This is a genomic window from Candidatus Arsenophonus nilaparvatae (assembly GCF_045346035.1).
In the GTDB taxonomy this organism is placed as follows: domain Bacteria; phylum Pseudomonadota; class Gammaproteobacteria; order Enterobacterales; family Enterobacteriaceae; genus Arsenophonus; species Arsenophonus nilaparvatae.
Genome location: NZ_CP158507.1, coordinates 947,800 through 972,045, shown reverse-complemented (window position 1 = coordinate 972,045; position 24,246 = coordinate 947,800). Strand labels below are relative to the sequence as shown.

Annotated in this window: 23 protein-coding genes and 1 other RNA gene; 8 read left to right on the top strand and 16 right to left on the bottom strand. The window is 35.0% G+C overall.

The window, feature by feature from the left end:
* Positions 1-8: 8 nt before the first annotated feature.
* Positions 9-920 (bottom strand): site-specific tyrosine recombinase XerD, encoded by a 912-nt coding sequence (gene xerD, locus WH390_RS04700; RefSeq protein ID WP_032115283.1) that lies wholly within the window; start codon positions 918-920, stop codon positions 9-11.
* A gap of 561 nt (positions 921-1,481) precedes the next feature.
* Between xerD and WH390_RS04695 the strand changes: the two genes are divergently transcribed.
* The 3 genes from WH390_RS04695 (at position 1,482) to fldB (ending at position 6,041) form a co-directional block, all read left to right on the top strand.
* Positions 1,482-3,245 carry a GH39 family glycosyl hydrolase gene (locus WH390_RS04695; protein WP_032115282.1) on the top strand — a complete coding sequence of 588 codons (1,764 nt, stop codon included), beginning with the start codon at positions 1,482-1,484 and terminating at the stop codon, positions 3,243-3,245.
* 465 nt (positions 3,246-3,710) lie between these two features.
* A complete protein-coding gene (locus tag WH390_RS04690; protein WP_052044863.1) occupies positions 3,711-5,024 on the top strand; it encodes a S8 family serine peptidase in 1,314 nt (437 codons plus the stop codon).
* A 498-nt stretch (positions 5,025-5,522) separates the two neighbouring features.
* A complete protein-coding gene (gene fldB / locus WH390_RS04685) occupies positions 5,523-6,041 on the top strand; it encodes a flavodoxin FldB (RefSeq protein WP_032115281.1) in 519 nt (172 codons plus the stop codon).
* Between the two features lie 15 nt (positions 6,042-6,056).
* On the opposite strand, the gene WH390_RS04680 is transcribed toward fldB, so the two are convergent.
* Both WH390_RS04680 and sdhE read right to left on the bottom strand, forming a co-directional pair.
* Positions 6,057-6,464: a protein YgfX gene (locus tag WH390_RS04680; protein ID WP_032115280.1), complete on the bottom strand. Its 408-nt coding sequence runs from the start codon at positions 6,462-6,464 to the stop codon at positions 6,057-6,059.
* Positions 6,445-6,711, bottom strand: a complete 267-nt coding sequence (sdhE, locus tag WH390_RS04675) for an FAD assembly factor SdhE (RefSeq protein WP_032115279.1) — start codon at positions 6,709-6,711, stop codon at positions 6,445-6,447. Before sdhE ends, WH390_RS04680 begins: the two co-directional genes overlap by 20 nt.
* Before the next feature lie 259 nt (positions 6,712-6,970).
* Between sdhE and ygfZ the strand changes: the two genes are divergently transcribed.
* Positions 6,971-7,957 (top strand): tRNA-modifying protein YgfZ, encoded by a 987-nt coding sequence (gene ygfZ / locus WH390_RS04670; protein WP_032115278.1) that lies wholly within the window; start codon positions 6,971-6,973, stop codon positions 7,955-7,957.
* Between the two features lie 434 nt (positions 7,958-8,391).
* Here ygfZ and WH390_RS04665 read toward each other — a convergent pair whose 3' ends face one another.
* From WH390_RS04665 to WH390_RS04625, 9 genes are all read right to left on the bottom strand, one after another.
* Entirely contained in the window at positions 8,392-8,709 is a 318-nt protein-coding gene (locus tag WH390_RS04665; RefSeq protein ID WP_032115276.1) for a hypothetical protein, read from the bottom strand.
* Between the two features lie 245 nt (positions 8,710-8,954).
* Positions 8,955-9,299 (bottom strand): hypothetical protein, encoded by a 345-nt coding sequence (locus WH390_RS04660; protein WP_032115275.1) that lies wholly within the window; start codon positions 9,297-9,299, stop codon positions 8,955-8,957.
* Positions 9,296-9,610, bottom strand: a complete 315-nt coding sequence (locus WH390_RS04655; protein WP_032115274.1) for a hypothetical protein — start codon at positions 9,608-9,610, stop codon at positions 9,296-9,298. The genes WH390_RS04660 and WH390_RS04655 overlap by 4 nt, the downstream gene beginning before the upstream one ends.
* Positions 9,611-9,877: 267 nt before the next feature.
* On the bottom strand, positions 9,878-10,735 hold the full coding sequence (locus tag WH390_RS04650) for a hypothetical protein (protein ID WP_032115273.1): 858 nt from the start codon (positions 10,733-10,735) through the stop codon (positions 9,878-9,880).
* A 358-nt stretch (positions 10,736-11,093) separates the two neighbouring features.
* Positions 11,094-12,194: a glycine cleavage system aminomethyltransferase GcvT gene (gene gcvT, locus WH390_RS04645; protein ID WP_032115272.1), complete on the bottom strand. Its 1,101-nt coding sequence runs from the start codon at positions 12,192-12,194 to the stop codon at positions 11,094-11,096.
* A 210-nt stretch (positions 12,195-12,404) separates the two neighbouring features.
* Entirely contained in the window at positions 12,405-13,640 is a 1,236-nt protein-coding gene (gene ubiI, locus WH390_RS04640; protein ID WP_032115271.1) for an FAD-dependent 2-octaprenylphenol hydroxylase, read from the bottom strand.
* A 25-nt stretch (positions 13,641-13,665) separates the two neighbouring features.
* Complete coding sequence (gene ubiH, locus WH390_RS04635; RefSeq protein WP_032115270.1) at positions 13,666-14,844, bottom strand: 2-octaprenyl-6-methoxyphenyl hydroxylase; 1,179 nt, start codon at positions 14,842-14,844, stop codon at positions 13,666-13,668.
* A gap of 17 nt (positions 14,845-14,861) precedes the next feature.
* Positions 14,862-16,172, bottom strand: a complete 1,311-nt coding sequence (gene pepP / locus WH390_RS04630) for a Xaa-Pro aminopeptidase (RefSeq protein ID WP_032115269.1) — start codon at positions 16,170-16,172, stop codon at positions 14,862-14,864.
* A 51-nt stretch (positions 16,173-16,223) separates the two neighbouring features.
* Entirely contained in the window at positions 16,224-16,799 is a 576-nt protein-coding gene (locus WH390_RS04625) for a YecA family protein (RefSeq protein WP_032115268.1), read from the bottom strand.
* A 183-nt stretch (positions 16,800-16,982) separates the two neighbouring features.
* Between WH390_RS04625 and zapA the strand changes: the two genes are divergently transcribed.
* The 3 genes from zapA (at position 16,983) to WH390_RS04610 (ending at position 18,331) form a co-directional block, all read left to right on the top strand.
* Complete coding sequence (gene zapA, locus WH390_RS04620) at positions 16,983-17,312, top strand: cell division protein ZapA (protein WP_032115267.1); 330 nt, start codon at positions 16,983-16,985, stop codon at positions 17,310-17,312.
* Positions 17,313-17,408: 96 nt separating this feature from the next.
* A non-coding RNA gene (ssrS, locus tag WH390_RS04615) (6S RNA) lies at positions 17,409-17,610 on the top strand.
* A 130-nt stretch (positions 17,611-17,740) separates the two neighbouring features.
* A complete protein-coding gene (locus WH390_RS04610) occupies positions 17,741-18,331 on the top strand; it encodes a 5-formyltetrahydrofolate cyclo-ligase (RefSeq protein WP_032115266.1) in 591 nt (196 codons plus the stop codon).
* A gap of 302 nt (positions 18,332-18,633) precedes the next feature.
* Here WH390_RS04610 and WH390_RS04605 read toward each other — a convergent pair whose 3' ends face one another.
* The 3 genes from WH390_RS04605 to rpiA all read right to left on the bottom strand — a co-directional run bounded on the left by WH390_RS04605 (position 18,634) and on the right by rpiA (position 22,354).
* The gene (locus tag WH390_RS04605) at positions 18,634-19,593 is read right to left on the bottom strand and encodes a hypothetical protein (RefSeq protein WP_032115265.1); all 960 of its coding nucleotides are present in this window, start codon (positions 19,591-19,593) and stop codon (positions 18,634-18,636) included.
* 563 nt (positions 19,594-20,156) lie between these two features.
* A complete protein-coding gene (gene serA, locus WH390_RS04600; RefSeq protein ID WP_032115264.1) occupies positions 20,157-21,398 on the bottom strand; it encodes a phosphoglycerate dehydrogenase in 1,242 nt (413 codons plus the stop codon).
* Between the two features lie 290 nt (positions 21,399-21,688).
* Positions 21,689-22,354 carry a ribose-5-phosphate isomerase RpiA gene (rpiA, locus tag WH390_RS04595; RefSeq protein WP_032115263.1) on the bottom strand — a complete coding sequence of 222 codons (666 nt, stop codon included), beginning with the start codon at positions 22,352-22,354 and terminating at the stop codon, positions 21,689-21,691.
* 143 nt (positions 22,355-22,497) lie between these two features.
* Here rpiA and WH390_RS04590 point away from each other — a divergent pair, with 143 nt between their 5' ends.
* Positions 22,498-23,418: a LysR family transcriptional regulator ArgP gene (locus WH390_RS04590; protein WP_032115392.1), complete on the top strand. Its 921-nt coding sequence runs from the start codon at positions 22,498-22,500 to the stop codon at positions 23,416-23,418.
* Here WH390_RS04590 and WH390_RS04585 read toward each other — a convergent pair.
* Positions 23,415-24,143 (bottom strand): oxidative stress defense protein, encoded by a 729-nt coding sequence (locus tag WH390_RS04585; protein ID WP_032115262.1) that lies wholly within the window; start codon positions 24,141-24,143, stop codon positions 23,415-23,417. The genes WH390_RS04590 and WH390_RS04585 overlap by 4 nt on opposite strands.
* Positions 24,144-24,246 lie beyond the last annotated feature (103 nt).

Sequence of the window (24,246 nt, the reverse complement as noted above, 5' to 3'; positions counted from 1 at the left end):
ATCCTCAATCAACCTCGAGGATGATGTTGTTGATGCAATTGCCTTAAACGCTCTGTGGCAACATGGGTATAGATCTGGGTGGTAGAAAGATCACTATGTCCAAGTAACATTTGTACTACACGGAGATCTGCCCCATGATTCAGCAAATGGGTGGCAAAAGCATGTCTTAATACGTGAGGAGAAAGTTTTTCACTATCAATTCCAGCAATTGCTGCATAATGTTTAATCCGATGCCAAAAAGTCTGACGTGTCATTTGCGTACCTCTTTTACTCGGAAATAATACATCATTAGTCAATCCATTAAGTAAGATTGGACGACTTTCGGTTAAATAAGTTTCCAACCAATAAATAGCCTCTTCACCCAAGGGTACCAATCGTTCTTTATTACCTTTTCCCACTACCCGAATAACACCCTGACGTAAACTAATATCTGTTAATGTTAGCCCAACCAGTTCAGAAACACGTAGCCCACATGCATAAAGCACTTCAAGCATCGTTTTATCTCTTAATTCAATCGAATCATTAGTGATAGGTGCATGCAGTAAATCTTCAACTTGTTTCTCATTAAGATCTTTAGGAAGCCGTTTCGGCAATTTAGGTGCCGACAATTGTGCCGTCGGATCATCGGTGCGCAGTTTCTCACGATAGAAATACTGAAATAAGCGTCGCATGGCACTCAGTAAACGAGCAGAACTGGTGGCTTTATAACCGCCCTCTACCCGTTCTGCCAGAAAAGATTGTAAATCGATGATCTCCACCGTAAGCAGATCATGACCATGGCGCGATAACCAATTAACTAATGCTTGTAAATCAGTACGGTAAGAAGAAAGCGTATTAGCGGCTAAATTGTGCTCAAGCCAAATAGTATCGAGAAATTGTTCTATCAACGGATGACTGTCTCTATTTTTTTCAGTTGACACAACAGCACTCCTAGTAAATTAATTGCACCATATTATGCCTCAAAAAATGCTTTCTGCCACAATGTCATCTTCACATTTATGAATATTGTTTCTTTATTAATTAAATTAGAATGATAATTGCATATAACTAATTAAATTAATAATTTAAATCAATATCAACTGATTAATTATAGTATTAAATATTGTCAATTAGGAATAAAAAACTATTGACTCTCATTAGTTTTTTATAAGTGATTACTTATTATCGATATTTAAATTTGTAAAAAATAAAAATCATGATGATATTATTATAAACATTCCATTTTAAAATATAAAAATAAATTAAAAAAACAAATCAACCACTCTATTATTTAATTAATTCCGTTATAACCAATTGATATTTTAATAAGTTGATATTTCAATAATATATCATCCCAAAAAAACGCTATACAAAATAAAACAAAAAATAATCTAATCAATATAAATAGATGGTTAACATGACAAATTATTAAGTTGTTTATTGCATTACGAATATAAATTTTTTAATAACAATCAAATTTATAATTAAAAAGGATAATAAATATGCCAGTAAATATTGTCTATTCTGCCACTCCAACAACTGAAAACTCACATGGCGTAGAAAAAAGAGCAATTGGTAAGTCCATCTTTCTAAACCAAGCTAATGGTACACCTATTTCATTAGCACCAGGCTTACCCGATTTAGAACAACAATTTGCTGAAATGGGGATCGTTGATCTTCGTACTCATGATTGGTACGGTGTTTGTGATATCGATAGTTGCTTTGATACAACAGATATTAATTACCTTGATCAGATAACAAATAATGCGCCAGACAATGTTAAAAAACAAATAAATAATTACGCGGATGATTTTTTTAATCGAAGAACTATTTGCTTAAATGCCCCACAATATTTTTCTGCTGAAGAAGAGCCTCTATTCAATTGGCAACCAACCGATACCTATCTTAAAAAATCTTTATCTAATAAATATTATCAAGGCGAACAAAAGCCGAATATATTATTTAGAATAGGAAGAATGCTTAATGGTGGTAAACAAAAACCCACCAATATTGAAAAATATTGTCAATTAGTAAAAAAATTAGTAGAAAGATATAGTATTAACTATCATTTGATAGGTCTGGCTTATCCAATTTCTGAATACGAAATTTGGAATGAACCCGATCTTGGTTTTTTCTGGGCAACACCCGAAAATAATCAGCGCGCAGTTATCGAATTTTATGATTTTTATTGTGCCGTTGCCAATACAATTAGAGCAACTGCCCCCTGGGTAAAAATTGGTAGTTGCGGAACAGCATTTGTTTTTAAGAATGAAAATTTTGTCGATAACTTTATTACCTATATAAAAAATAATCATGTTCCTTTTGATTTTTACTCATATCACTATTACGCAATCGATACTGCCAATCCAAAAAATATTTATGAAATCCAAGAGTATGTTCGCAGTACATTAAATAAATATGGCTTCCAGCAAGTTAAATGCTATATAACTGAATGGGCCTTAACGGCTAACGCCAGTAAAATTAATAATACTAAGCTGCAAAGTCATGTTGCTGCTGCCTATTTGCTCTCTTTTTTGATCCACGCAGAACAGGCTGGCGTAGATAAAGCCTATCTATATCGAGCTGATGGAGCAGAGTTTGGTCTGTTTGATAATAGTGCTTATGCTACCTATGCTGCCCAGGCATTTTGGCTATATAATCAATTTGCTTCTCAGCGTGATTCATCAATTATCAAATTAACAGACACCTCCAAAACTGGCATAACAACAACCGGCGCAATTAATGCCAACAATCAAATAAACATTCTTGTGGCCAATTATACAGCCGATCCCACTAATGTCGGCGAAAGCGGTCAAACAAAGCTACCCACAGGAGTCAAACTGCAATCACAATATTATATTGATACCGCGATCCCTGCTACTTTAATCGATAATGAGCGTTGGTATGGCAGCAATAATGTTCCACCACGTAATAGAAATAAAGTGTTATATAATAATAAACCAGTACCAAATGGCGCAAATTCGCCCAACCAAAATGACCAATTAAAATACGACGATGCCAACTATCAGCAATCGAGTAAAGGATATATTGTTACCGTAACAGATATTCCTGCTAATTTTAATCACTACACGATTATTTTACATAAAGTATTTAATGGCGGACAACGTCAAACACTTAATGGAGAAACTTTTATTTATGAACCCTATGGTACTATCTCACAATCCCGAGAGATAGTTATTAAAGATGATGATCCTAGCACAGCAGGAAATAATACATTAGCTTTAATAACGATCGAATTATACTAATTCAATAGTTATTATGCGTCATTTGAAAAAATTTCAAACCTATTATAACAATAAAAATCTGTTACTAGTGGTGAACTCAATAACATTTTTAGTGATTAGATATTACTATCAATTCAAATAATAGGTTTGTTCTTCATAAATTTTATTATTCAGATAAAGATAAAAAATTATGTCGTTAGTAATAAGCTAAAATTTTATTCTTATAATAATAAAAACTATCTTATAGACTTTAAGCATATATAAATGTTAAATTAAAAACTAATTATCCCTGCCTATCAGTTATAAAAAAACTGATTTCATTAAACTATTAATAGAATGAAAATCAATTAATTTTTATGACTAAATTAAATAAAAAAATATTCATCAAATTTAATTATCTTAAATGAAATTTATTATGCTAATTTTTTCTTCGCTAAATAAGCAAAATAATTATGATAATCATCTTTAACAATATGGAGCTAAACAATGCAAAAACATAAATTTATTATAAAATTTAATAAATCTGTTATCCATGAAAGAAAAGATAATAATAAATTAATTTTAAAACCTACAATATTAAAGGATGGGTTTCTAAATAATTTTAATTACTATTCTATTGTTGATGATGATTTACTAACAATGAAAAACCAGCTGATTAATTGCCAAAACCTTACTGGTATTTGCTACGTTGAAGAAGCTGACAATTTGCCATTAGATGAACTACAACGTTTAGCGGATAAAATAAATAGTTATGATTTTGTTGAATATGCCTATATTGAACATACCGATACGCCCCCGCCATTCAGGCAATTATTAGATAATAAGACAGAGCAAATTTATAATACCCCTAATTTTAACCCTCTCCAAGGCTATCAAGGTGGGACAACCTCAAATCATATTGGTATTGATATCGAGTATGCCTGGTCACTTGGTATAGTTGGTCAAGGGATCCGCTGCGCCGATATAGAAGGTGGATTTGATTTTGAGCATGTTAATTTACAAAGAAAAAGTTTTATAAATCTATCACCTGAGTATCCACTTAAAAATGAACATGGCACCGCAGTTGCTGGAATAATGTATGCCAAAGATATGGGATTGGGTATAAAAGGATTAGTGCATGGAGCAGATACTTTTTATGGTGTTTCAGAAGCGCCAGCAGGACGAGTTAATGGAATTGCTAAAGCATTAAAATACTTAAGGGCGGGAGACGTATTTATTTATGAATTACAATCCATGGGGCCACGTAATAAATATGTCCCAGCCGATTACCAAAAAGCGGTTTGGGATATCACAAAAGAAGCCACTGATGCCGGCATTATTGTCATTATGGCGGCTGGCAATGGCGCTGAAGATTTAGATCATAAATTATACAATGAATATAGAAATCGTAATGACGATGGTGATAACGGTGCAATTCGTGTTGGTGCGGGCGATAAAAAATACTTGATCCCCACTGATTTCACCACTTATGGCAGCATGATACATGTGCAAGGATGGGGGCTAAATGTTGTCACAACCGGTTATAACGATTTATACAATACCGGTGAGCATAATAATTATACCCATACTTTTTCGGGTACATCATCTGCTACGCCGATTGTTGCTTCCGCTGTTGTGGCGATCCAATCATGGTATAAACAATATATTGGTGAGGTTATTAAACCAAAAGACATGCGTTCACTGTTAATCGAAACAGGCACACCGCAAGGATACCATCAAACTAGTAATAAATGGATAAATATTGGTCCATTACCTAATGTACGCCGAGCAATTAGTACACTACAAAGGCGTTTACAATAAATAAGCGCTAAATATGATCACTAATAATATAATATCTTGCCATGTGGTAATTTTTTAGCAAATTAACTTAAAACCAGATCGCGACATTTATCTTTTAGACTGATTAAGATCTGGTTTTTTATCCCATTATCTGAAAGAAATAAGATTAAATATTATAAAAAATAGAAAATAGCATAAAAAAAAGCCAGTTTTAACTGGCAAACATATCAAACACAACACCAGGGAAAGTCTCTATCTAACAAGAATAGAATGAACAAATAAGGCGTAGAAATTGCAAGGACTAATTAGAGGATAGGTTAAAAATAATTATTTTCTATCTTTATTGATGATAATATGAGGCATATCAAAAAAACAGCCATATTAATTAACGTTAATGAAATAATATGACTTATAGTTCAACCTATAAATTAACCTTAATTAACTGAATTATAATATTTTTTTAATGTTTTTCTGCTATAATACTCTATTATTACTCGCAAAATGACAACAAGTTGCAAAATGAAAATTGGTCTTTTTTATGGTTCCAGTACCTGCTACACCGAAATGGTTGCAGAAAAAATCCAGTATAATCTAGGTGAAGAATTAGTTGATTTATATAATCTTAAAGATATTTCGCCGCAATTAATGGAAAATTACCAAATTCTGATTTTAGGTATTCCTACTTGGGATTTCGGCGAACTACAAGAAGACTGGCAAGCAATTTGGGATGAACTCTGTTCGTTAAATTTAGCCGGCAAAATTGTATCCCTATATGGTTTAGGCGATCAAATCGATTATAGCGACTGGTTTCTTGACGCACTAGGTATGCTTTATGAGCAGCTATTACGGATGCATGTAAAATTTGTCGGCTTTTGGCCTACAGCAGGATATACCTTTAGTAGCCTTAAACCATTAACCACTGATGGTAGCCAATTTGTCGGACTAGCGCTCGATGAAACCAACCAATTCGAACAAACGGATGAACGGATAGAACAGTGGTGTATGCAAATATTAAATGAAATAGAAGCCTTATTATAAGGCTTCTATTTCATATCAAATATCAGGGTACTGCAACAACAATTGATTTAAATTGCGCCACTCCTCTTCTGGCATACTATCTGAAGCAATCCATAACCGAATCCGCTTATTACATTGCAATGAACGAAGAGTAAGTTTTATACCAAATAAGCAAAACCAAGGTTTTTTAACAATCAGCCATTCACTTTTCTTCCACTGTATCTTATTACCATTAAGTAAAGCTAAACTACCTTTACAACGACTTATATTTTTTTGACTCCTTACCCAACTTGCCACAATTAATAAGGTTGCTATCAACCAAGTGACCAGATTATTTGGCGGCCAAGATGAAAAGAAAACTAACAAGCCAATTCCCACATGAACACCCGTTGAAAAAAGCTGTGTCAGCCACGAAACATTGATATTAAATTTCCAAAGAACCACGTTGTTTATTTCTACTCTGTATCAATTGAATCATATGATAAAGACCATCATCATCAGGACGTCCATGATTCATCAACCAGTTGAACAAATCAGGATCTGCACACTCTAGTAAACGAACAAACAGACATTTCTCATCCTCTGTGAGTGAATCATATTCATACTCAAAAAAAGGCATAATGGCGATGTCCAACTCACGCATTCCTCTGCGACAAGCCCAGTGGATCCTGGGTTTATTATTGATATCCATACGATAAAATAACCTTAAAAACTTTTGTGAATAATTTTTGATTCCATATCAGAATTTAGCGTAGCAAATTCTCATCAATATCGAAATGATTTAAGTAACATTTTTGTAAAAACCACAACTAACCACTAACTAAAAACTTTATATAGATAAATTATTCGACATTAATTTTGTTAGTTAATTTTGATAATATTACTTGCTTTGTCTGTTAGCTATTTTACCATTATGACTACTCTTATCCAGGTTACTAGCGGATGAACACATGACAAGCCTAAATAGATTTACACCAGCAACTTGTGAAATAGACCATCAATTACCCTTAACGTTAATGTCACTTAATGATTGGAGTTTCATCACAGCAACAGGGGTTGATGCTGAAAAATATCTACAGGGTCAATTAACCGCGGATATTGCTACATTAACTGCACAACAACATATATTCACCGCCCACTGTGATGCCAAAGGAAAAATGTGGAGCACACTACGTTTATTTCATTATAACCAAGGCTTTGGCTATATTTTACGCACTAGCGTGGCAGCAAAACAACTTGCTGAACTGAAAAAATACGCGGTTTTCTCGCAAATAGCACTCAGCCAGCAGCACAATACTGTGCTGTTAGGTGCTGCCGGCCAAGAAGTTCGTGACGCATTGAGCAGCCATTTTTCTCTATTACCCGATAAGGAAAAGCCCGTTATTCATCTAGGGCAGACGACTTTACTGCACTTTAGTTTACCGTTTGAACGTTTTTTAATTGTTACTGATAGCGCAACTGCTGCTGAACTAACAAAACATTTCCCCCAACATGGTGATAGTCAGCAATGGTTAGCGTTCGATATTGCCGCTGGAATTGCTAATATTGATGTTGAGAATAGTGAACAATTTATTCCTCAAGCCGTTAATCTACAAGCATTACCCGCAAGTATTAGTTTTCAGAAAGGCTGCTATAGCGGGCAGGAAACGGTCGCTCGAGCAAAATATCGCGGCGCCAATAAGCGTGCCATGTTTTGGTTAACCGGGACAGCAAATACGCTGCCAAAAACTGGAGATGCTATCGAGTGGAAAATAGGTGATAACTGGCGGCGCACTGGAACAGTATTAGCTGCTGTTACCATGACAAAAGGTTTTATTAGTGTGCAAGTTGTCATGAATAATGATATGCCTAAAGAGAGTATTTTTCGGCTGGTTGGCGAAACCAATAGTCAGCTCACTATTCAGCCTTTGCCTTACTCATTGTCGGAAGAGGAATAACATATCCGTCGATTGCTAATAAAAAGGTATTCAGATAAGCAGTTTTCATATAGCAAAACAGGGATCCTGAAAATATCCCTGTTATAAAATTAATACCTAATTAATGTAACCTTATTCATTTTATTGGTAAAAAATACTGTTGGATCCCAGTCAGTAGGTTTAGCGTTAGGGTGTAATCCATCAGTCTGGCTGTCAATAACACGCTGATTGGCCATGTTTCAATCAGATGCAATACTGTTATGTCGAGCTAAATCGGCACTACTACTTCAACCCGGCTTTGATTTAATGTCAAACATGTCATTATAACCCTACCTCTATTATAGAAGGTATAGCGCCTCTCACCCGTATCATTGGTAGCCACATTAATTTCAATTTGCTCAACTTGAGCAAATCTTTTATCAATAAAAATATCGGTTATTACTGTTAATTGATCATTAATGTTGAGCAATAGCAGCTGCCAGGGAACTAATAGGATCTAGCTGATTAATATTATCTATTATTGTTACCACAGTTCCTATTGCAACAGGAAAAGTAACTATAGCATCAGTCAGAATATTAGCTATTTTAACTATACTATCTGCCATTTGTAGTTCTGAATCATTTATCTCCTTTAATGAAAATTTATCAAGTTGACCACCAAAACCACAATCTACTATTGATGCGTCAATTTGTGAATATGATTGATACAATTCATCTAGCGATGTTTCTAATGTTTTGTCATTATTAATTTTAGAAGTAGTTGTATTTTCCATTTTTTATCCTTTCCTTGGTTAAATAACAGTATAGCTCTTATACATAAAAGTAGTATTACAATAAAAAACATAACAATGAATATCATTCTAATAATATATTTTATAACAATAAAAAATAATAAATCACTTTCATAGATATTCTTAAACTGAAATCCAATGTTATTTCTATTAATTAACTTACAGTATTTATTAATGATTATTTTCTAATCATAACTTGATTAATTACTCTTTTTTAATCACTATGCTTAATCAATACATAATTTACGATTCATTTTTTGCGGCAACATATTATTCTGTGCTACCCAATCGGAAAGAACAATAAATCTAAGACCAATAATAAGTTTCATATCGTCAGCAGATACTGATGAATTTAAAAATTTAAGCTCTATTCTTGATATCTCAATTTTCTCTGCTGATTCCTCAGTAGGCTTATATTTTTTGTTCTCTTCATCATAAGATATTTTTATTTCGGCTGAATATAAATATAATCTAACAACATCAGATTCTGAATTTAATACGGTATGAGTAAATAGTATACCGCTATTTTTATCAGTAATATTAGCAACAGAATGTCTAATCAGTGTCTTCAATGATAAATTGATATATTTTTTTCTTGCTCTGATACATTTTGATATTGCTGTAATGTTTTTGCTAATAAATCTTTATAATTATTATTATCATAATAAATTTTATGGGTAGACGAAGTTTCGACAAGAAACAGGGGGCTAGATAAAAGTATTGAAAGATATTTACGATAATTTTCATCATTATTCTCTTTCTTTGGATCAAGGGGACTCCAATCACAAATTTCTTTAATAAAAGATAGGAAAGATGTTACAAAATGCTGCGGATAGTCAATAAGCATTGGTAATAATTTTTCTATTTCATTATTACTATGCATCTCTTTTAATAAAGACTCTTGTTCTAATAAATTTTCAACATTATTACCAATGACTGTTGCTCCACTAGTAACTCAATCTGATTTTAAATTTTCATCTTTAACTATATATTTATTAACAATAGAATTATATGATCCATTCAAAATTGAATATAAATTTTTATCTTTAAATATTCCCATAAAATATCCTTTTATATTTTAATGTAGACAATCAATAATAATTAACTTTTATTCTTAAGCAATAAATAAAATAATAATAGGTAATAGTTATTATTTCTCATTAAAACAATAGTTCATACTTTCTTTTTTATTTTTTGCTTTAGTTTTCATTTTTTTTATCCATTCTTCCAAATCACTTCTGGTCGTATCAAGTAGAATTTCAGCAATTTTCTTATCATAAATAAAAGTATGCATTTTTAGCAAAATATTTTTTATTTGTATGCGGGAAACATATTTATCGGTAGGCTGACTTTTAGTATTACCAGTTTGTCTTTCAAATAAGATATGCGAAGAGTTTATATAAAATTTCACATCATCTTTACTTGCTGATGCGATAACACCTTGGGAAAATAATATATTGGTATTTTTTTGTTCAGAATAAGATAATGCAGCTTTAGCTAACTGAGTAACAGAATTTTTAATTTTATTCTTATCAATACCAGTAATACTATCATATATATTTACAATCTTATCAATGAGATCATTATAGTTCTCTTCTCGATAACTAAGATCAATTAACTTATCTTCCTCCACCATCATTAGCACATTTTTTTTCATTTCCTCCGCATAAGCCATATATGCCTCAGCATTGCCTGACATGCTTGGTTTTTGCGGATCATAGCCAATGCCACCCATCGCTATGGTACTTATAATAGCAAGACCATTGGCTGGCGATTCTGCTAATTTTTCAGCCGTAATATCCGTCGACTTCCCGTCTCTATTCATTTCATTAAGTTGTTGAGCAACCACTAAATCTTTATCTTGATAAGCGCCAATGATATCTCCTGTGGATAATGTAAGTTTTGAATCACTGTCATAAACTTGATTTGATAATGTCGGTGCTGGTCTTAATGATTTAATCCAATCAATTAGTTTTTTATATTGCTCTTCCATATTTATTTCATTCATAAACACTCCATATTTAATAATGAAAAATTTAATATCAATAATATTTATTTTAAACTTATAAAAACAATCTAATAAAAAATTCAAATTTAAATAAATAAAATAATTACCATATAATTGCTATAAAAACTCGATACGCTGATCACCAACATCATATTTTATTTTGTTGTTTATTTTAATTTGCATTTTATCACGGATAATAACATTGAAATCAATAACAATTGTCATTAATTATATATGGCTTTATTGAATAAAAATAACTGATTAAAATAGTATTTAGTCAATTACGTTGGTTGCTATTTTATTATTTTTAATCAGCCAATTTTTAATAAAACAAACGTAAAAATACAATAAAATAACTTTAGTTAATTAATGTTTTGCCATAACGCACAAAGCTGGGTTTTACAACCTGAACTGGCATTTCATGTTTTTTTATTTGTACAACCGCCTGCATGCCAATATTCAATGGTACTCGTGCTAAAGCTATACTTAACCCCAACGTAGGCGAAAATGTGCCACTGGTAATGATCCCTTCACATAATTTACCTGCTGTATCAGTAAAACGAACCGGCAAATCAGCTTGCAATATTCCTCTATCACGCATCACTAAACCAACTAGTTTTTCTGTGCCTACCTGCCGTTGTCTCTCTAGCGCATCTCGTCCGATAAAATAGCGCTCTTCCGGCTGCCAGGCTATTGTCCATTCCATATTAGCCGCTAATGGTGACACCAGTTCACTCATTTCTTGTCCATAAAAATTCATTCCTGCTTCCAGACGAAGGGTATCACGTGCCGCCAATCCCGCCGGCTTAATATCTAAATCAATTAATTTTTGCCAAAGTTTGACAGCCTGCTCTTTCGGCAGTGCTATCTCATAACCTAATTCGCCGGTATAACCTACAGTAGTAATAAACCAGTCATCAATTTGTTTACCATAGAAGAGTGGCATATCCATAACCGCAGTTTTCTGCTGTTCATTAAGCAGAGATTGTACTTTGAGTTGTGCATCTGGGCCCTGTATAGCAATGAATGCCAGATCATCTCGTACCTGCACATCAATTAGGTAATTTTCTATATGTTGATTGATCCAAGCTAAATCTTTCTCCCGAGTGGCAGAATTAGCAATTAAGCGATAGTAATCATCATCAAAATAGTAGACAACCAAATCATCGATCACGCCTCCCGATGCATTTAACATACCCGTATAGAGCGCTTCACCAGGCTCTTTCAGTTTTGCTACATCATTGGCTAATAAATAACGTAAAAAATCTCGGCACAGTTCACCATGCAGATCAATAATTGTTAAATAAGAAATATCAAACACGCCAGCTGCTGTCCGAACAGCATGGTGTTCATCAATTTGAGAGCCGTAATGCAATGGCATCAGCCAGCCATGAAAATCGATCATGGTTGCATTACATGCTAAATGCTGCTGATATAATGAAGTCTGTTTTATCGTCATTGTTCTATTTTCCTCATTAATAGGTATAGACAAATTAAATTGTTAAATCAAAGTACCTATAGTAGAGTAAAACATTAAGCTGAAAAACGGAGAACTACAGTAGTAAAAATAATAACCCAAATTGCTAAATTAAATTAATTAAAACAACTATTTCAAACCAGCAGTGTTATTCCATGTAAAACGATAGATTAAAAGTAATGCACCGATAAGTTACACTATTTCTGATGAATTTGTTGTGACTTTTGCTAACCATTCAGGCATATCATGTGCTCCTAACGCATAGCTTAACAATTTTGGTTTTATGCCTGGTAGTGTATTAGCCAACAGTAATCCAACATCACGAACCATTTTTTTGACTAGATTATTGCCATCAAATAATTGCCGGAGCCCTTGCATACTAGCCAACATTAGTACAGCACTATGTTTACGTTTACGTTCATAACTTTGTAAGTAAAAATACTGCCCAATATCTTTACCTGCGCTATTCAAACGCCGTAATTGTCCAATCAACTCTGCAACATCCATAAAACCTAAATTTACTCCTTGACCTGCTAAAGGATGTATCGTGTGAGCAGCATCACCTAATAAAGCAATACGTTGACCGGCAAAATTTCGCGCATACTGGCCAATAAGTGGAAAAATCTGACGTTCACTAATTAACTGACAAAAACCGAGGCGCATATCTAAAGCTACACTTAACTCTTTTTCAAATGCAGAAACCTCTAAATTCAAGCGTCTATTCGCTTGCATTGCCGGTAATGACCAAACAATTGAGCAAAGATGAGGATCCTGTAGCGGTAAAAAAGCTAAAATGCTATCGCTATGAAAAGATTGACGAGCAGTTAGCATATGGGGCATCTCAGTTCGAATGGTGGCTACCAATGCCGTATGTTCATAATCCCAGAAGCTAAGCGGAATATCCGCTTTTTCCCTTAACCATGATTTAGCACCATCAGCACCAACTACCAACCTTGCCGTCAACATTTGCTCATTATCAAAAGTCATAAATACTTCATTCTCGCCCCAAACAACTTTTTGCAACCTATTGTCTGTTAATAAAGTAATATCTTTGCTTGATTGAGCCTGTTGCCATAATGATCCACGAATAATCGAATTTTCAATGATATATCCGAGACCAGGTAAATAATGCTGCTTGGCATCAAATTGTATATGACCAAAACTATCTTGCTGCCAAACCTCCATTTGCTGATAACTACCAACTCGTTTCTGCACGATGGTTTGCCAAACACCTAAATAATCGAGTAATTTTTGGCTTGCTGCATTGATAGCAGACACTCTGAGTGAAGGCGCTTGTTGCGGATCAAATTGATGTTGCACAGGAGAATTTTCAATAACAGCAATCCTCATCCCGCAGCCCCGTAATCCACAAGCCAGAGCGAGGCCAACCATACCACCACCCACAATAACCACATCAAACGATTGCATAGTGAAAATATTCCTTCTTAAATAGCTAGAGATGAAACGATCGTCCCATTGCTTGGTGGGCTAAAATGTCACGCATAAGTGGTAGTGTTTCCATTGCCATTAATCCAACATTACGGCCGATAGCACAAATTAGATGATTATTGGAAAATAAATGAACCAGGTTATCGGTTAACTTTATGGTGCTTTGACGATCATCATGACGCTGCATTTGATACTGCATAAGAACCGAGTAAGCTCCCATATCACCACCATGATTGGCTACTTTACTAATTATATTGGCAAGGATCATGACATCACGCATACCAAGATTAAACCCCTGACCAGCAATAGGATGTAAAGTTTGTGCTGCATTGCCAACTAAAACCAATCGATAGCTAATCAATCTTTTCGCTTGCGAAAGTAACAATGGAAAACAGTAACGCTCACTAACGGCCTTAATTTCACCTAACCGCCAGCCAAACCATTTTTGTAATTCTGTCATAAATTGGTCATCACTCCACTGCATAATAGACTGCTGGTTTTCCAATGGGTGACACCAAACCAACGAACTACGCCCTTTAGACATAGGTAACATTGCCAACGGACCATGTTGGGTAAAACGCTCGAAGGCTTGGCCCTGTGGTGCTTGGCTAGTTAAAATATTAGCAATAATTGCACATTGTTGGTATGACGCGCGCTGCCATTCAATTTGACTGATTTTACCTATCATGGAATCGCTGCCATCAGCAGCAATTAATAATTTCCCGGTTAATACTTTACCACTCGTTAATTTGACTGATACATGCTCAATTGTGCGCTCAACAGCAATAACTTCATCAGGACAATATAATTCAACACCCGGCGCTTTTTTAAGCTGCTCAAATAAGTAATTTCCTGCATCCTGCAATTCGACAACATAACCAAGTGCAGGAAGGGAATAATCTTTGGCATACATATTTACCGCGCCAGCATGGCCATAGTCAGAAACATGAATATTAGTAATTGGCGTCACATACTTTTTTAATCCGTGCCAGACACCAATTTGATTAAACTGTTGGCAAGTGCCATAAGCCAGTGCAATTGTTCTGGCATCAAAACCAGGATGTGCCCTATTAGGTAACCTTGCTTCAATTAATGAAACTTGAACCTTTCCCTGACTGAAGGCGGAAATAGCAAGTGCTAATGACGCACCTGTCATACCTCCGCCAACAATAATTACTTTCATCGTTTCTAATCCCCTGCCTACTTTGCTGCTGCCATCAGTGCTTCTATCTCATCAGGATCTTTAATAGCAGCCGCTGTCAGGTTTTCATTACCTTCTTCAGTGATCACAATATCATCTTCAATACGGATACCAATTCCTCGATAAGCTTCATGCACATTAGCATCCGGTGCAATATAAAGCCCCGGTTCAACGGTCAATACCATACCCGGCTCTAACGGACGATCGCGATTGTTTCCATAGTCACCAACATCATGGACATCAAGCCCTAACCAGTGACTTAAACCATGCATAAAAAAAGGCAAATGAGCTTTACTTTCGATCAGTTTGTCTAGTTCGCCTTGCAAAAGACCCAACTTAATTAAACCTTCGATCTTAATCTTTATCACCGCCGCCATCACTTGATGAATAGTGACCCCAGGTCGATATAAAGTTAAAGCGCTATTTAGTGCCATCAATACAATGTCATAAATTTCACGCTGCGGTGGGCTGAATTTACCATTGACTGGAAAGGTACGCGTAATATCACTGGCATAACCTTGATATTCTGCACCGGCATCAACCAAAACTAAATCCCCTGCCTTCATCACGGCATCATTTTCGGTGTAATGCAAAATACATGCATTTTGCCCACTGCCGACAATGGTAGTATAAGCAGGCGATTTTGCGCCTTGACTGGCAAACTGATGTTCAATTTCTGCAGCCAGCTGATATTCATACATATCAGGCTGGCAGGTTTGCATTGCTCTAAGGTGTGCATCAGCAGAAATTTTGCTAGCTTCACGCATTAGAGTGAGTTCTTCAGGTGATTTAAATAATCGCATTTCGTGCAGCATTGGCCGCCAATCAATTTGAGTAGATGGAGCTTTTAATTTTTGCCGACTACCTTGCCTTAACCGATTAAGTGCTGCACCAACAATCTGATCGGCATAAGCAAATTCACCTTGCGCATGATAAATAGCGGCTAAACCATTCAATAATTGATAAAGTTGTTGATCAATTTCGGCAAACGGTAATGCCCGATCCACGCCCAGTTTTGCAATCGCGGCTTGCTGGCCTAAACGACGACCAAACCAGGTTTCCATCGCTTGATCACGCACACGATTAAATAGTATGCTCTCACTAGAGGTTTCATTATATTTAATAATAACTAACGCTGCTTCAGGTTCACTAAAACCAGTTAAATAGAGAAAATCACTGTGTTGCCGATAGGGATATTCACAATCTGCATTTCGCAAAGCAGATGGAGCGGCAAAAAAAATAGCCGCGCTGGCAGGTGCCATTTTTTTTAATAACTTATGGCGACGAGATATAAATGGTTGTTGAGTCATGCCTTCTCCCGCAAGCGATTAACAACAAAATAGGTTAGAATATTATGCCTATCAATGTAATGTTGGTTTATCGTTTTTTGCTTTCATTTGCCGATCTTTTACCTCCATAAAGGCAATAAAACAGAGCTGAACTGCGACCTTAACATACTCAATGATCTCTTCCAAAGCCTGTTCTAACTCATTTTGATCGTCATTTTTGTCATAACCCAACATACCAATATTACGTAAATCCGTAACAATTTCTTTTAATTCTTTTTTTTCCATCAACTTAGGTTGCGTAACCCCCAAGCCTAATAAAAAATGGTTAACCCAACCGGCTAAGGCATCAGCTCGCTCAGACACCTTATCATTTTCAGGTAACAACAAATTAAAAATGAAATCATTATTATCTAAAGATGCAAATGTAAAGTCATAAAGCTCACGGAGTGGATTAGTTAATATCTGTGAAAAAGCTAATCCATCATTGGTTAGTTCATAAATTGACTTTTTCCAGTTATAATCGTGATTACCGCCACAAATTAGGCCCGTAATTAAGCCGTGCATTTCTGCGGCTGTTAAAGCAACATTCTGTTGTTGCAATAGTAGCTCAAGAGTTTGATAATTAGGTAAAGATTTCTGTATTGGCATGTCTGCTCAGTTACGTTAATAATATTGATATGTAATATGCTACCATCAAGGACGGTCGCTATACTAGATAAGTGCACAAATTGCACATATATTACTCATAATTATTCTGATAGCATCAATAGAATTATGGGCAGCGAAATATTACTTGTCTATTTCGTTTCCCCACATAATCAGGAAGGTATAATGTCTACACAACCTGTTGATATTCAAATTTTGGGACGAACATTAAGGGTTAATTGCCCCAAAGAACAACAAAATGCCTTAAAATCGTCTGCGGCTGAGCTAGAGCAACGGCTAAAAGATCTAAAAAATCGAACTGGTGTCACAAATACCGAGCAACTTATTTTTATCGTCGCTTTAAACATTTGTCATGAACTTGCGCAAGAAAAAATCAAAACTCAGGACTACACTGATAATATGGAACAAAAAATCCGTGTATTGCAACATACGATCGAACAGGCATTGCAAGAACAAGCGCGCATTACTGGACGAACAATTACTCCGTTAGAATAAAACCGATGAATAAAACAACATTGGTACCAAAATAGAGTAAGAATAGGTTGCTTTCTGTATTTACTTTCATACAATAGATACTAAGATATAGTTTAGAATTCTCTGAGATGCTCGTCAGCGGGTCAGTCCCCTGAGCCGATATTTCAAATCACTTAGAATGTGGCTATCTGTTTATGGTGTGCATGCCTGGTCAGCTAGGGAAAGCCTAGCCACTAGGAAGCCTAAAGTTAACGATACTACGTTCACCTTGAACCCCGGGTTCAAGGGTTACAGCCTGCAACGGCATCTTGGAGGTCCTCAATGAGCTTACTTTTATACTTTCAATGTTACCATTTAAATATACTATGCTTCAGTCAATAAAAGTTGAATGATACAATTATAAAAAACCGTATTATTTTATTGCTGCCAAATTAATAATTCCCAATTTTATGTCTAATAATCTAGTCGCACGACAGAAAATTATCCGGCAAACAGTTCGCCAATATCGTCGACAATTAACATGCGAGCAACAAAATAGCGCAGCAGATAAAATAACTCACCTGGTGTTAGAACACGAACTTATCCGATCTGCCTCCCATTTGGCGTTATTTCTTTCATTTGATGGTGAAATCAATACTCATCTATTAATTAAAAAACTTTGGACACAAAACAAAAAAGTTTATCTACCTGTTTTGCATCCCTTCAATCGCCATCAACTACTGTTTTTACACTATAGCCCTGACACTCAACTGATAAAAAATCGCTTTCATATCGATGAACCAGCACTTAATGTTATGGATGTGATGCCAGTAGCACAGTTAGATATTCTGTTCGTGCCACTAGTCGCATTTGATAAACAAGGACAACGATTAGGTATGGGCGGCGGATTTTATGATAGGTTGCTTGCCAATTGGCGTAAAAAACACTTTTATCCGATTGGATTGGCGCATGACTGCCAATTGGTTGATAAAATTCCTACCGCACGATGGGATATCCCATTACCAGAAATAATTACACCTTCAAAAAGATGGCGTTGGTAAACAATTTAACCGGGATTAACCAGAGTTATATTAAAATCAGCAATTGATCTTATGGTCAAATAGTTGTTATTAACTGTTTCTTTCCCCTAACAATATTTTGTTGCAACATAGCAATATTATTCTGATAAGAATTACGATAAACATCATAATGGCCATTGCGTTTATTTAAATATATTCGTTTACCCTGATATTTATCTAAATCTTGTTTATGTTGTTGGATAAAATACTTTATTTCATCCGCAGATAGGCTATCGATAGTTAATTTAATTTTTTTATTAAAGTTTTTTTATGGTTAATAATTTCTAACTGAGTTGTTCGTGTTTTTCATCCATGGTAATAAATTTTAATGATATTTTCTCATCAATTTTTATTTTTTGTTGACTATTAGCCAGTTTAGCTAATGCAATAATCGAAATTTCATTATCATTAACCAAAAAACGATTTAACTGTTTTTCTTTCTGCTCATTTTGATGATGAGTAATGTGACTCTTTTTAATAAAACTTCCCATGGCAAAAGTGAAGTTTCCATCTGCTTGCTTTTCCACCGCATAGATAGCAGCAAGTTGATTAAAAAACTTCATTAATTTTTGTTTATCGGTAAAATGATAAACTCCTACATTTGAATCGAATACAGTAAAAACTGGCTTATGATCCTCATCATTCTCGATTGTTAGCATCACCGAATGAGCATTTAAGCCAATATTTAAATAAATACCATCACAATTAGGTCGGAATCTATTCAATATATCAACAAAAGATTGAGAGGAGGTCTCTAGCAAACAATACCGTTCTATTCCAATTATACTTTCATAGCCAATATTATAATTAGAAAGAAAAAATTCAATATCCCTTGAATATGAATTAATGATATTTGCTTTTGCCTGATTAAACTTGATCAAAATATCTTTTATAGAAAAAATATTGTCTTCTATACAAATACGTTTCCATTCTACATAAAGATCTCTATGCCATTTAAATTGAATCAACTCAATATTTTGATTAATACTTTCTGCATAAAATATATCAAAAAAATAATTAAAATATTTTCTCTCAACAAAATGCTTATTACTTCTGCATACCTGCATAATATTTTTATTATTTTCATTAATAACTTGTCTTATGTTAACTAAATTTGTTGCATAAAGTAGAGCATATTTATTAATAAAATTATGTAAATAAATTGCTTCATTCAGTAAATCATTAATTTTGGTATTAGCATGTCGTTTTTTAGCTTCAATAATGATTTTTTCGTAATCATCCATATAACTAGTTATTTCTAAATTGCTTAATTGATTTAATTCTTTAATTGATTCTAAGAATTTATCACCTTACGCGTAACCACGCTGAGCAAACTGGCACATGTACATTAAAGACAAGCCGTAACATATTCCTTCATCAATTTGAAAGCGCTTATCGGTTAAACTAGTTTAAAATACCTTTCTTTCAAGAGTGCTATATTTTGATTAAAATCTTCAAAAATATGTTTAGTTTGACAAAAATAATATCTGGCCTTCTTATTCCATTAATTGACATAATAACCTCCTTACAGTATCGGTTGCCTAGTTAACTAAATAAAACCTTAAATGAATTTAAATTACAATAAAGTCAATAATAAGCGCTTTTTTTATAAAATAGAATAAATTGGTTGTATTTTATATTTACAAATAAAATATGTTAAATTAAATATATTAATTAATAAGTAAGTTATTAATTATAGAAATATTCATCTCTAGTCAAATAGACATGTTAATACACAATAAATAAAAATCAGCCCGCCTTAACGGGCAATCTATTGGAAAAAAGTAAATTAGTAAAATTTATTAATTTAATAAAGAAGGCGTGTCCGGATCGTACCAGGTAAAGACTTTAATTTTTGTAATAAACTTTTTGCCGTCGTTGCCGGTTGCGATGTAATATCAATCACAACATAACCAATATTGCCGGTGGTTTGCAAATATTGTGCCGCTATATTAATCTCATCTTCCATAAAGATCTGATTAATACGATTTAACATCCCCGGACGATTTTCATGAATATGCAATAAACGATTAGTATCGTCAGTATGAATAGGTAATGAAACTTCAGGGAAATTGACCGCCGATAAAGTAGAACCATTATCAGAATATTTTGCTAACTTATTAGCCACTTCAGAACCAATATTTTCCTGTGCTTCTTGCGTTGAGCCACCAATATGAGGGGTTAAAATAACATTATCAAAACCTATTAACGGTGAACTGAAAGGATCACCATTACTGGCCGGTTCTTTAGGAAATACATCAATTGCAGCACCTGAGATATGCTGACTTTTCAACGCCTCAGCTAAGGCCGGGATATCAACTACGCTACCACGTGAAGCATTGATCAAAATCGCGCCGGGTTTCATCAAGGTTAGTTGTTCTTTGGCAAACATATTCTTAGTACTCGCTGATTCAGGAACATGTAAGCTAATAACATCACTCATATTGAGTAATTCGGTCATAGTAGGAACTTGGCAAGCATTACCTAGCGGTAACTTATTTTCAATATCATAGAAATAAACATTCATTCCAATATTTTCAGCTAAGATACCTAATTGAGTACCAATATGACCATAACCAATGATACCTAATTTCTTACCCCGTGCTTCATAGCTTCCTTTGGCTTGTTTATTCCATATTCCACGATGGGCTTTCATGCTCGCTTCTGGAATACGACGTAAAAGCAATAGTAATTCGCCAAGTACCATTTCTGCCACAGAGCGTGTATTGGAAAATGGCGCATTAAAAACTGGAATGCCCCGCTTAGCCGCAGCTTGAATATCAACTTGATTGGTGCCAATGCAAAAGCAACCGACTGCAATCAATTTTTCAGCTACGGCTAATACCTGTTCGCTAAGATAGGTACGGGAACGAATACCGATAAAGTGGACATCTGGGATCACTGCGATTAATTCTTCTGTTGATAATGCACCTTCATGATATTCAATATTGTCATAGCCTGCTGCCCGCAGATTATTAATTGTACTTTGATGCACACCCTCTAAAAGCAAAAATTTAATTTTCTGTTTTTGTAAAGATACATTAACCATTTACCCCATCCTATCATTAAGATTACGGCGATCACCTATTTTGTCATACAAACATAACAAAAATTTTCCCAGTAGCAATACTATCATTTACCCAGGCAACGAAATAAATCTCAACTAAAACGCTATAACGAACAAAAAGGAAATTAAAGAGGAAAAAATAAGATTTTTATCATATTAAATCAATTATTATGATATAACTCACTAAATTTGAGAGTAAAAAAATATAAATTTAATCCAGGCAATAAGTACTACCTTAATAGCCGGTCAGCACTTTAAAAACCACCAAATAATTAGCTGTTAGCCGTTAATTTTTTTACTCCAGCTGGTGTTGCCAGCAAAATAATATCTGCTGGGCGATTGGCAAATAAACCTACCGTTACTACGCCGGCAATCGCATTAATTTTATTTTCAAGCTCTATCGGATCTAGGATCTCTAAATTGTGAACATCAAGAATGACATTACCATTATCAGTAACCACATTTTGCCGATATTCTGGCATGCCTCCTAACCTTACCAATTGACGAGCGACATAAGCGCGCGCCATCGGAATCACTTCAACAGGTAATGGAAATTTACCTAAAATATCAACTTGCTTAGATTTATCAGCTATAGCGATAAATTGCTTAGCCATCGCAGCGATGACTTTTTCACGCGTCAAGGCAGCGCCACCCCCTTTGATCATCATTAGATCTGGATTAAATTCATCAGCACCATCAATATAAATATCAATACCATCCACATCATTACTATCAAGAATAGGAATGGCTAACGCGGTTAATTTGTCTGTAGAAGCAACCGAACTTGAGACTGCACCTTTAATTAAATGTTTTTGTGTCGCTAAGCCATCAATAAAATGCGCAACGGTAGAGCCTGTTCCAACACCAACCACCATATCTGGTTTGATATATTCCAAAGCAGCCCAGCCGACCATTTTTTTTAATTCATCCTGTGTCATAATTAGTTGCCCTATTATTTTTTATTGCTAAAACCTACTAATTAATTAGTATAACGAAATTTCCCCGGCTATCGATTGGAAAAATATTGCATAGTAAGATATAGAATAACATCTGAATTGAATTTTAAAGAGATTTTTTCGTGATTAAACGCCCTGACTATCGAGCACTACAAGCATTGGATACTGTGATCCGTGAACGCGGCTTTGAACGCGCTGCGCAAAAGTTATGTATCACTCAATCTGCCGTTTCCCAACGAATTAAGCAGCTTGAGAACCTATTTGGTCAACCATTATTAGTGAGGACTATCCCTCCTCAACCGACTGAGCAAGGACAAAAACTACTCGCGCTATTACATCAAGTGGAATTACTAGAAGAGCAATGGCTTGGTGACGAAAGTAATGGCACAACCCCGTTGTTACTATCAGTGGCAGTCAATGCTGATAGTTTAGCAACCTGGTTCCTGCCGGCTCTTAATCCAGTACTACATGACAGCCCTATTCGTCTTAATATTCAAGTCGAAGATGAAACCCGGACTCAAGAGCTGCTACGTAGAGGAGAGGTCGTTGGCGCGATTAGTATTCAACCAGAGCCTTTACCTGGCTGCCTGGTAGATAAATTGGGTGCACTGGATTATTTATTTGTATCCTCACCGACTTTTGCTGAGCGTTATTTCCCTACCGGGGTAACAAAAGCCTCACTGTTAAGAGCACCTGCTGTCGCTTTTGATCATCTAGATGATATGCATCAAGCTTTTGTGCAACAGAATTTTAACCTATCTCCGGGTAGTGTTCCTTGCCATATTGTGAATTCATCAGAGGCATTTGTTCAACTTGCTAAGCAAGGCTCAACCTGTTGTATGATCCCACATTTACAAATTATTGATGAATTAAATTCAGGTGAACTAGTCGACCTAACGCCCGGACTATGTCAGCGTAGAATGCTATACTGGCACCGCTTTTCGCCTGAAAGCAGGACAATGAGAAAGGTAACTGACGCCCTGGTAAAAACTGGACGCCAGATATTAAAACAAACAGATAATGATAATGTGGCAAATAACAATTAACGTTTCAATTCAAAAACAACATCAACTTGATCGGTAAAATCAATGCTCTGTTGTTCATAAGTTTGATTGCTATCACTGGCAGCAGCAGCCACCATTTGGTTCATAGCCTTCATTCTTGGCATTGGATAAGGGGTTGCATCAGGTGCTCGATAATTAATACTATAAACTTTGCCTAATTTAACATTAAATCCTGCTGCTAACGCTTCTGCTTGCGCTTTAGCATTGTCAATTGCTTTATTACGAGCTTCATCACGATAATGTTTAGGATCCTTAACACCAAATTGCACCGAATTAATTTCATTTAAACCAGCTGCTAAGGCACCATCCAATAAAGTATTCAATTGATCTAGTTTATATAGTTTAACTTCTACTGAACGTTCCGCAGTATAACCGACTATTTTAGATTTTTCGGCGCTTTTATCATATTCATATTTCGGTTGAGTCGTGATATTTGCCGCATTGATATCGCTACTTTCTATCCCTTTATCCTTGAGAAAGTCAAAATATTGCTTAACACGTGCGTCAACCGCCGTTTTAGCTGAGGCAGCATTTTTTTCAGTTACAGCAACATTAATTAGTAAAGTGACCATATCTGGTGTGGCTTTAATCGTTGCATTACCTGAGGTCACGATATGTGGCCCATTAGGTAAGGAGTTAGATTGAGCAAGTAATGGTAATGAACTGACTGACATCATCGCTAAAAATATAATCGAACTAAGCTTCACGAGACCTCCTGCACATAATTAATCAACTCTAGATAGACTATTTGCTAGCCAATAATCGTTTATTCTTAACATAATAGAATATTAAAAAGCATAATGGGAAGAT

Coding starts and splice junctions, on each gene's coding strand:
- WH390_RS04695 (WP_032115282.1), top strand. CDS start 1,482: ATGCCAGTAAATATTGTCTATTCTGCCACTCCAACAACTGAAAACTCA.
- WH390_RS04690 (WP_052044863.1), top strand. CDS start 3,711: ATGCAAAAACATAAATTTATTATAAAATTTAATAAATCTGTTATCCAT.
- fldB (WP_032115281.1), top strand. CDS start 5,523: ATGAAAATTGGTCTTTTTTATGGTTCCAGTACCTGCTACACCGAAATG.
- sdhE (WP_032115279.1), bottom strand. CDS start 6,711: ATGGATATCAATAATAAACCCAGGATCCACTGGGCTTGTCGCAGAGGA.
- ygfZ (WP_032115278.1), top strand. CDS start 6,971: ATGACAAGCCTAAATAGATTTACACCAGCAACTTGTGAAATAGACCAT.
- WH390_RS04665 (WP_032115276.1), bottom strand. CDS start 8,709: ATGGAAAATACAACTACTTCTAAAATTAATAATGACAAAACATTAGAA.
- WH390_RS04655 (WP_032115274.1), bottom strand. CDS start 9,610: ATGCATAGTAATAATGAAATAGAAAAATTATTACCAATGCTTATTGAC.
- WH390_RS04650 (WP_032115273.1), bottom strand. CDS start 10,735: ATGAATGAAATAAATATGGAAGAGCAATATAAAAAACTAATTGATTGG.
- gcvT (WP_032115272.1), bottom strand. CDS start 12,194: ATGACGATAAAACAGACTTCATTATATCAGCAGCATTTAGCATGTAAT.
- ubiI (WP_032115271.1), bottom strand. CDS start 13,640: ATGCAATCGTTTGATGTGGTTATTGTGGGTGGTGGTATGGTTGGCCTC.
- ubiH (WP_032115270.1), bottom strand. CDS start 14,844: ATGAAAGTAATTATTGTTGGCGGAGGTATGACAGGTGCGTCATTAGCA.
- pepP (WP_032115269.1), bottom strand. CDS start 16,172: ATGACTCAACAACCATTTATATCTCGTCGCCATAAGTTATTAAAAAAA.
- WH390_RS04625 (WP_032115268.1), bottom strand. CDS start 16,799: ATGCCAATACAGAAATCTTTACCTAATTATCAAACTCTTGAGCTACTA.
- zapA (WP_032115267.1), top strand. CDS start 16,983: ATGTCTACACAACCTGTTGATATTCAAATTTTGGGACGAACATTAAGG.
- WH390_RS04610 (WP_032115266.1), top strand. CDS start 17,741: ATGTCTAATAATCTAGTCGCACGACAGAAAATTATCCGGCAAACAGTT.
- WH390_RS04605 (WP_032115265.1), bottom strand. CDS start 19,593: ATGGATGATTACGAAAAAATCATTATTGAAGCTAAAAAACGACATGCT.
- serA (WP_032115264.1), bottom strand. CDS start 21,398: ATGGTTAATGTATCTTTACAAAAACAGAAAATTAAATTTTTGCTTTTA.
- rpiA (WP_032115263.1), bottom strand. CDS start 22,354: ATGACACAGGATGAATTAAAAAAAATGGTCGGCTGGGCTGCTTTGGAA.